The sequence below is a fragment of the Frankia sp. AiPs1 genome (genome assembly GCF_023716945.1).
Classification (GTDB): Bacteria; Actinomycetota; Actinomycetes; order Frankiales; family Frankiaceae; genus Frankia.
In genome coordinates this window covers 1-1,549 of record NZ_JAMQQF010000898.1, presented here as the reverse complement: position 1 = coordinate 1,549, position 1,549 = coordinate 1, and the positions used below count along the sequence as shown (strand labels likewise).

Below are 1,549 nucleotides of genomic sequence, written 5' to 3'. Positions count from 1 at the left end.
GTGCTGCCGTCCGCGCTAGCCTCGCTGCCGGTGCTGCGATCCGCGCTACCCGCGCCACCCGCGGGGAGGGGAGCGGGCGGTGCTGCATCGGCGGGCGGGGTGTCCAGGGCGGCGAGGTCGGGGTCGCCGTGCTCCACCCACAGGGCGACGGCCAGCCGGCGTAGCTGGCCGAGCCCGTCGCGTTCGGAGCTGTTTGCCGCGATCGTCAGGTGCGGCGTCGACTCCAGGGTGGCGTCGACGAGCCCGCCGAGGCGCCCGGGGCCGACCTGCACGAACACCCCGACGCCGGCGGCGGCCATCGCCTCGACGACCTGCCGGAACAGCACCGGTTCGAGCAGGTGGCGGACGAACAGCTCGCGGATCGCGTCGGTGTCGTGCGGATACGGCGACGCGGTCGTGGCCGACCACAGCTCGGTCTGCGGCGCCCGCCGGATCGGCATCCGCTGGGTGCGTTCCCGCAACCCGGCGAGGTAGGGCCGCAGCATCGGGGTGTGGAAGCCGGAGCGGAACGGCAGGATCTGGACGACGACGTTGCGTCGGCGCAGTCCGCGGGCGAGCTCGGCGATCCGCGCCGGCGGCCCGCACACCACCGTCTGCGCCGGGGCGTTGTCGTGGGAGAGCACGACCCCGGGGTGGTCGGCGATCGCGGCCAGCGCGTCGTCGTACGAGCAGCTCAGCGACGCGTAGTCCACCTCGGGCACGGCGCCCTCGTACGGGTCGGCGCCGAAGATGTCGGCGTCGACCTCCGCCTCGTCGAACAGGCCCGCGGCGAACATCGCGCTCCACTCGCCGATGCTGTGCCCGGCCACGGCGTCCGGCTCGACGCGCAGCCGGCGTAGCGTCCGGTCGAGCACCCGGCTGGCGGCCAGCACGCTGCTGCCATGCGTGCCCAGGCCGTTCACCGACAGCCGTGGCAGCCCGAATCCGAAGTGCGCGCACACGTCGTCGAGCCGCGGGGCGAACTCGGCCTCCAGCCCGGGGAAGACGAACGCCACCCGCGCCGGCTTCGGGCCGGCGAGCAGGCCGGACGCGCTGTACCAGACCTCGCTGCGACCCCGCCAGGCGTCCCAGGCTCCGGTGCGGGCCCCGCTGGCGGCATGCCGGGCGGCGGCGAGTCGGCGCGGGGTGGGATGGACCAGACCGAGGCGAGCACCGGGACCCGTGTACGCGGGCGGGCGGCTGGCCGTCGCACGTAGTGTCGCGTCGTCGGCGTCGAGCTGGCCGGCGAGCTCGCGCGGGGTTGCCGCGGCGAAGCGGAGGACGACGTCGGGTTCGCGGACCGTCCCCGCGGGGACCGCCGTCGTGCCGCCGACCTCGGTGCCGCCGCTCGCGGTGCCGCCGACCTCGGACGTGCCGACCTCGGACGTGCCGGCCTCGGTCCCGCCTGCCTGGGACGTGCCGACCCGGGACGTGCCGTGCCCCGCTGTGCCGACTGCGGTTGCGGCGGGTGCAGGGGTCTGGCCCGCGGAGGCCGGGTCCCGCCGCGCCCCCGGCGAGCCGACCCCCGCGGGGGATTCAGGTGCGCCGGCCCCGGCGCGCGCCCCGGTGG

1 protein-coding gene is annotated in these 1,549 nt (G+C 76.7%); it reads right to left on the bottom strand.

Features of this window, described 5'->3' with window-relative positions; genetic code table 11:
* A partial coding sequence (locus tag ND748_RS31695) for an acyltransferase domain-containing protein (protein WP_251749964.1) occupies positions 1-1,549 on the bottom strand: 1,549 nt, incomplete at both ends.